The organism is Carboxylicivirga marina, from assembly GCF_016612505.1.
GTDB lineage: Bacteria > Bacteroidota > Bacteroidia > Bacteroidales > Marinilabiliaceae > Carboxylicivirga > Carboxylicivirga marina.
Genome location: NZ_JAENRR010000109.1, coordinates 1 through 7,064, shown reverse-complemented (window position 1 = coordinate 7,064; position 7,064 = coordinate 1). Strand labels below are relative to the sequence as shown.

Annotated in this window: 6 protein-coding genes; all 6 read right to left on the bottom strand. The window is 40.2% G+C overall.

Annotated features, from left to right (window positions below; all coding sequences use genetic code 11):
* Positions 1 to 2,264 precede the first annotated feature (2,264 nt).
* On the bottom strand, positions 2,265 to 3,854 hold the full coding sequence (locus JIV24_RS21615; protein WP_200467172.1) for a YfcC family protein: 1,590 nt from the start codon (positions 3,852 to 3,854) through the stop codon (positions 2,265 to 2,267).
* 636 nt (positions 3,855 to 4,490) lie between these two features.
* Positions 4,491 to 4,652: a hypothetical protein gene (locus tag JIV24_RS21610; protein WP_200467171.1), complete on the bottom strand. Its 162-nt coding sequence runs from the start codon at positions 4,650 to 4,652 to the stop codon at positions 4,491 to 4,493.
* 175 nt (positions 4,653 to 4,827) lie between these two features.
* On the bottom strand, positions 4,828 to 5,571 hold the full coding sequence (locus JIV24_RS21605; protein ID WP_200467170.1) for a hypothetical protein: 744 nt from the start codon (positions 5,569 to 5,571) through the stop codon (positions 4,828 to 4,830).
* A gap of 126 nt (positions 5,572 to 5,697) precedes the next feature.
* On the bottom strand, positions 5,698 to 5,892 hold the full coding sequence (locus JIV24_RS21600; RefSeq protein WP_200467169.1) for a hypothetical protein: 195 nt from the start codon (positions 5,890 to 5,892) through the stop codon (positions 5,698 to 5,700).
* Positions 5,893 to 5,973: 81 nt separating this feature from the next.
* Positions 5,974 to 6,183 carry a KTSC domain-containing protein gene (locus JIV24_RS21595; protein ID WP_200467168.1) on the bottom strand — a complete coding sequence of 70 codons (210 nt, stop codon included), beginning with the start codon at positions 6,181 to 6,183 and terminating at the stop codon, positions 5,974 to 5,976.
* Positions 6,184 to 6,242: 59 nt separating this feature from the next.
* Complete coding sequence (locus JIV24_RS21590) at positions 6,243 to 6,893, bottom strand: hypothetical protein (protein ID WP_200467167.1); 651 nt, start codon at positions 6,891 to 6,893, stop codon at positions 6,243 to 6,245.
* Positions 6,894 to 7,064 lie beyond the last annotated feature (171 nt).

Genomic DNA, 7,064 nt, shown 5'->3' with positions numbered 1-7,064 from the left:
GATGGTTTTTGGAAACATTTTTCTGACGTATACTACACTAAAAATGCTGCGTAATATGAGAACTGCACCCATAATTAACAATTTTAATATAATTCCATATTATTTATTGCCCATAACTCATTTATAACCACATCTCAATGCACGATACTTTAGCAATGTCAATTACTGACGTGCAGATACAATTACTATATCATTCTATATCGGCACCTATGTGCCCATACATTTATAATTCCCTATGATTAACCGCCCAGCTAACGCTCACATGTTCCCCGGTTGGGGGCGGCTTTTCCCGATTAGTGCTACTAAAATAGAATTATTTCTTTAAATAACGTTGGTAGCTTGGGGTAAAAAGAAGTTTGAGTTTGATAAGTTGTTAGGCAGCTAAGACTATGAAGATGGCTTGTTGGTGAGTTTGCAGAATTGTCAGCAGAGTCCCTTTTTGAAATGGTTTAAGCTTAGCATCTCTTTCCGCGGGGGCTTTCTCTTTTTTTTCTTTTGTTCCTTTTGGGCAATGCAAAAGGAAATAATAATTGGCGCTTCGCCCAAACCAGAGTTACTTTTTGCTACAGGGCAAAAACTAACGAAAAACCCCGCTGACTACAGCACTCGATGACCTTTCTAATCTCATTCACTGAATTAAAAGAACTCACCCGATAGTCATCGGTCTCAAACAGCTTTCAATTCTTCGTTCACTTCGATTGAATGGTACCCATCTACGTTGCTGATGTCAGACCCCTTGGAAACTATCGTCGGGCTCCTTCACCACTCGAAACAAGGTTTTGACAGCGCGGTGGCCTGTCTGGCAATGGAGCCAGTGGTGGGGTGAAAAACTAATTTCGTGATACTTCTTAAAAGGAGCTTGCTTTTGCCTTTGATAAAAGGCTTTACTTTTATTAGATGTATAGAAATTAGTTTGAGCGCGAGGGACATTTTGCCAGACTAGATGTTTTGTTTCTTTTACAGCAATGGTAAAAGAAAATCTGCCTGATAAGGCGTTCGCTAAAGCCGCGATGGCTTATACTTTCTCCTACAGTCGAGAAAGTATACAAAGAGTCCGCTGACTACAGCACTCGATGACCTTTCTAATCTCATTCACTGAATTAAAAGAACTCACCCGATAGTCATCGGTCTCAAACAGCTTTTAATTCTTCGTTCACTTCGATTGAATGGTACCCATCTACGTTGCTGATGTCAGACCCCTTGGAAATAAAGGTGGGCATTTTTATAGTGCGTTGGCCTGCCGGAAAGTGGAGGCCAGTGGTGGAGTGAATTGTCTCTTCTTGTAATAATTCAATGAAGGGGCTTGCCTTTATGTTTGAAAAACATCTTACTTCATTAGAATTATTGAGAAGAGATAAGAGTGGGAGGGTATTCTTTTCGGCTAGTCCCGACATCGATTTTGTAGGATTTTAGTCTTAAAATTCACAAAAATCATGATCGGGATTGTTTCTTTTACAGCGATGGTAAAAGAAAATCTGCCTGATAAGGCGTTCGCTCAAGTCGCGATGGCTTTCCCTTTTTTAGTTTGCTTCATGTTTGTTTTTTTATTGTGCTCATGATTTTTGCTTTGCTCCAATTCTACGGTCAAAAAAGGGAAGAATAAGTCCGCTGACTACAGCACTCGATGACCTTTCTAATCTCACTCTCTGAATTAAAAGAACTCAAACGATAGTCATCGGTCTCAAACAGCTTTCATTTCCTACGCTTCATCAAGTGGGGCCCAAGTTGCGTTGCTGATGTCAGAACCCTTGGAAATTATCGTCGGGCTCCTTCACCACTCGAAACAAGGTTTTGACAGCGCGGTGGCCTGTCTGGCAATGGAGCCAGTGGTGGGGTGAAAAACGAATTTCGTGATACTTCTTAAAAGGAGCTTGCTTTTGCCTTTGATAAAAGGCTTTACTTTTATTAGATGTATAGAAATTAGTTTGAGCGCGAGGGAGATTTTGCCAGACTAGACTTTTGTTCCTTTTGGGAAATGCAAAAGGAAGTAAAAATTGGCGCTTCGCCCAAACCAGAGTTACTTTTTGCTACAGGGCAAAAACTAACGAAAAACCCCGCTGACTGCAGCACTCGATGACCTTTCTAATCTCATTCACTGAATTAGAAGAACTCACCCGATAGTCATCGGTCTCAAACAGCTTTTAATTCTTCGTTCACTTCGATTGAAAGGTGCCCATCTACATTGCTGATGTCAGAACCCTTGGAAATTATCGTCAGATAATGCTCTATACAAAACGCATTATGATATTACCCGTTAAAGTATTTTAAAACCCATTTAGTTCCATCGTAACTGTTGGAATCAATAATAAGAAACCAATAATAACCAAAGTAATAATCAATGGAGCAATCCATTTGACCCATTTGGTATAAGGAATTTTCGCCACACCCAATACGCCAATTAAAACAGGTGATGTTGGTGTTATCATGTTAGTAAAGCCATCTCCAAACTGGAATGCCATAACGGTTGCCTGTCGCGACAATCCGATTAAATCGCTAAATGGCGCCATAATCGGCATGGTTAAAGCAGCTTTGGCCGACCCGCTAGGGATGAAAATATTAATCAAGGTTTGAATGCAGTACATGATACCCACCGATGCTATATTACCCAGGTCGCTCATGGATTGTGCCATGCTGTGCAGGATGGTGTGAACGATTTTTCCATCTTCCAAAATAACAATGATACCACCTGCAAGTCCTACCACTAATGCGGCTGACATAATATCTTTGGCACCTTCGAGGAAGAGCTTGGTAATCTTATCAGCATCGTTTGCCATGGCGGCACCCGATAGAATACCCATTGCCAAAAACAAGGCGGCTATTTCGGTGATGTACCATTCGTAGCCCATCACGCCAATAATCAGGAACAAAATGGTGAAACCTAAGAGGTTCAATATAAAGAAGTGTACTTTCTTTCGCAGTGACATAAAACCAGCTATGGCAAAAAAGCCAGCCATCACCGGCATTACCGGCCAGGTTACACCTTCGCCACCACCCATTTTTAAAGTGGTCATTGGGTGTTTAATGGCAAATAACACTAGAACAATAGCTGTAATACCATATACCCACCAGGCCGAACGTGATGTTTTATCTTCCAATCCTTCAATAGTACCTGCATTACGCTGACGCCAGTATTCATCTTCTTCGTAAACGGCCGATGATTGTGGATTCTTCTTCACTTTGCGCGCATACCAAAGTATATAGGAACAACCTATAATATTGATAACAACCCAGCATATCAATCGGTATTCAAAGCCCGAGAACAAAGGCAGCTCGGCTAATCCTTGTGCAATACCAATGGTAAATGGGTTCAATACCGCACCGGCAAAACCCAATCCGGCAGCCACAAACACAATACCCACGCCTGTGATACTATCGTAGCCCATAGAAATGGCCAGCGGTACCAGCACCACCATAAAGGCAATGGTTTCTTCACTCATGCCAAATACCGCTCCGAAAATTGAGAACATGAGCATGATGAGCACCAGTATCAGGTTATTGGCCCCTATGGCCCGTATGGCTTTATATTTATCAAGCTTTTTTACAAAATCAAGAAAGGACAAAATACCCACATCAATGGCTCGCGAATCATTCATAATCCAGAAGGCTCCACCAATCATCAAGATAAACACAATGATACCGGCTCCTTTTTCAAAACCATGTACCATGGCTGCAAAAACCTCCCAGGTCTGGGGCTGACTTTCGATGCTGTGATACACCATCTCGGTGGTTTCAACACCATCTACTATTTTGGTTTCTTTCACATACTCACCGCCCGGTACAAACCAGGTAGCAACGGCTGCAAAGACAATCAGCGAAAAAACGATAACGTATGTGTGGGGGACTTTTTTGAACATGATATTTTTTTTTAGATAAAAAGACGCAAGACATAAAACTAATTCGAGACTTTGCACTTGCGCTATTCATTAACCGTGGCAAAAATAGGATTTTAATTGGATTGTGCTTTATGCTATATAGCAGCATCACGGCAATCGCATTTAAATTTATTGCAATATTTTATTGGCGTGATACCGACATAAGCAACGCAGTTTGGGACCCATTGACATAAGCGGAGGAGAGAAAAATTTGATACCAAGCTGTCAATCATTAAATTTTTCCTGTAGTGATGTCATAATGGGTAAATGAGTGCTTTGGTCGGCGGCTTTTTTGTCACCTTTTTGAGCTGGAGTCAAAAAGGGGAAGCCTCAACGGCTTGAGTTGAAAAAACAATTTTTTAAATTGCCGTGGTAGCAGCATCAGGTTAATTGCATTTCAGAATGCTATTACTGTGGACAAAGACCATTAAAAAAAAACGACGTAGTGAGACATTACGCCGAACATCAATGGCTGGCTCCGTTAATCTGTTAAGCGTAGCGTCTCGCTACGTTTAATTCAGTCAAGCCTCTGGCCTAAAATTTACTTCACCGTAATGATGCTTACCTGATACCACCTCACTTTGTTTGAGTGCTATCTCACGTTCGATGCGTGCATTCTCATACGCTAATGAGCTTTATCTCACGTAAAATAATTTCTATCTCACGCTTACCAGGTATCACCTCACCATGCATGAGTACTATCTCACGTTCAATGCGTAGCTCCTCACTCACTAACGACCTTATCTCACGTAAAACTATCTCTATCTCACGCCAAACCATGTCTATCTCACGTCAAATGATGTCTATCTCACGTCAAACGATGTGCATCTCACGCTCAGGTAAGTGCATCTCACGCGTGAGATAACAGGCATTTAAGGTGAGATGCTTTTGCTAAGGCATGAGGGAAATAATAAAGGGTGCCGAAGCACCCAATTAAGTGTTGCCTTCATGCTACTTAGGCCTTTTGTACCTTTTGCGATTGGCGATAGGCTTTTGAGCGATCTCTTAAATACTTGCTCGAATAGCCTTTTACATGTTCCGCATCCTTACGAAAGGCAAACTGACCGTAATCGCGTATCTCATCCACTACTTCTTTAAGTAAGGTATAAGCTTTGTCGCGTATCAGCTTGTGTTCGTCGTCGCGATAAAGGTAACCGTTGGCTGCCGACAGTACACCACTCATCTCGCTTACCATGGTATTGGCGGTTCCAAATTTGGTAGCATCGTAGTTAATGGCTTGAACCTGTTCGGGGTTTTGTGTACCCAATACTGCCAGACGAGCCAAATCTTCAATGGCATCGGCATGCGAGTTGCCTTCTTCAATATCGGCAATCTGCTCCATCAGGCGCTCATCTTTACGGAAAGCAAAAGCCAGATGCTCTACCATATCCTTACGCAAGGCGTAAAGGGCAGGCGCCTTTTCTTTCCATAATTCCTGTGCCTTTTTACGCTCGCTCTGATGCTCTTGCCAGTTGACTTCGGCAGCAAACACAGCTGCACGTAGCTTAGCCAAGCGCTCTTGCAACTCTGGCGGCATGCCCAGCTCAAGCAGTTTGGTCAAATCCAGACCAACCCGCTCATGCAGGTTGCCAGCCTCTTGCACCGCCACACTTAAGGGGATATTGCAAGGTTTAATAGCCTCTTTGCTTAACTGTTCAATTTCAGGAAGCATTTCCTGTAGTACTTCATTTTCTTTCATAAAAAAAGATTAGTAATGATACTCTAATAGGCATGTATCACATATGCCATCTTTCCTTTCTGAAGTTGTTTTCCTGTTGTATTAAAACTCTTTCCTTATGGTGAAGTCAGTGACTTCGGTTTTTTCCTATTGTTTAGTCTGTTGTTGCTTATCGTACCTGTTGGAAAAAATAACACTGAGTATGACGAATAGCATGGCCACAATGCCCAGGTAACCACCGGCATTGCCCGACCAAGTTAAATCGCTGAAATCAATGAAATAAAGATGAGCTACTAGGATCATCACAGCGAAAATGACTAATGTGGTTCTGAATTTTTTCATGCTTATTGTGGTTTGGTTGATTGTTAAAGTTTAATGTAGGATGACGTAGCGAGACGCTACGCCAAACGGGGGAAAGCTATATTATATTTCAGATTGTCTATAAGTTTTATAAATATTTTGATCTGCATAATTCCCTTTTGAACTAGCATTCATTAGGTTTTCATACTCATATCCTGGAACACCATAATACTCGTATGTTCTTCCATTATTAAACCGAATAGTTAAGGTTCTTGTCATGTTATTGTAACCAACAGCTGCAAGATTACTTGATTGGACTGGTATCATATTCATAATTCTTATTTTTGGTTTGTTCTCTGTTTACGCCAATATAATCTATTGCCCTGTTGTTATTAATTCAAGTTTATTACCTTCTCAAACAATCCTTTTAAGTATACATCTGATAAATCCAAAATTGGCTCATACATAAAAGCATTAATATGAATATTTTCAGCTGTCATTAAATTTACCTGTTCCATTAGTTTAATTTCGACTGTTTTCTCCGGAAACTTTTCCTTGTATAGTCGCATTAACTCTGTTGTTTGATTCTTTGTAATAGATAAAATATCTTGTTCTGAATTGATTTTTTCAATCATAAATTCTTCCGCTTTTAGACGTATTGCCATTGATAACAGAATTTTGTTTTCGAGTTGAATATTTTCAGAAGTTTCAGCTGCAATCTGAGAAGTTTCTTCCATTAACATTTCATAAACGGATCTCTCATCAAGATTATACTCCTTATCAGTCCAGATTGTATTATAAATTTCGATTAAATCACTAACCTGCAAATTGTTGGTTTCAGGTCTGATATGTAGCAGATTTGTCAGATTTAAATAGTTAGAATCCTGCTCTCCACTAATATATTCAATTATATTTCTTGCAAATGGAATTGATGCTAAAAAGATTCGTTCTTTTTTATGAATTAGTTTGACCCAAGATTCAAATACATTTTTTAGGTATTGACCTTTGACAATTTTCACTTCGGTATCTTCCTTAACTGTCATAAAGCAGTCTGGATAACTTATTACGGGAAGCCTGGAAGCGACTGTTCTATAAAAATCAAAATTATGCGTTAGGACTAAAACATTAAACTTAGGATGTTTTTAACCGCTTTAAAAACTGGACCACTTTGTAGCACATGAAAAGTGAAACAAAATGGTAGAAGAAATCATTAA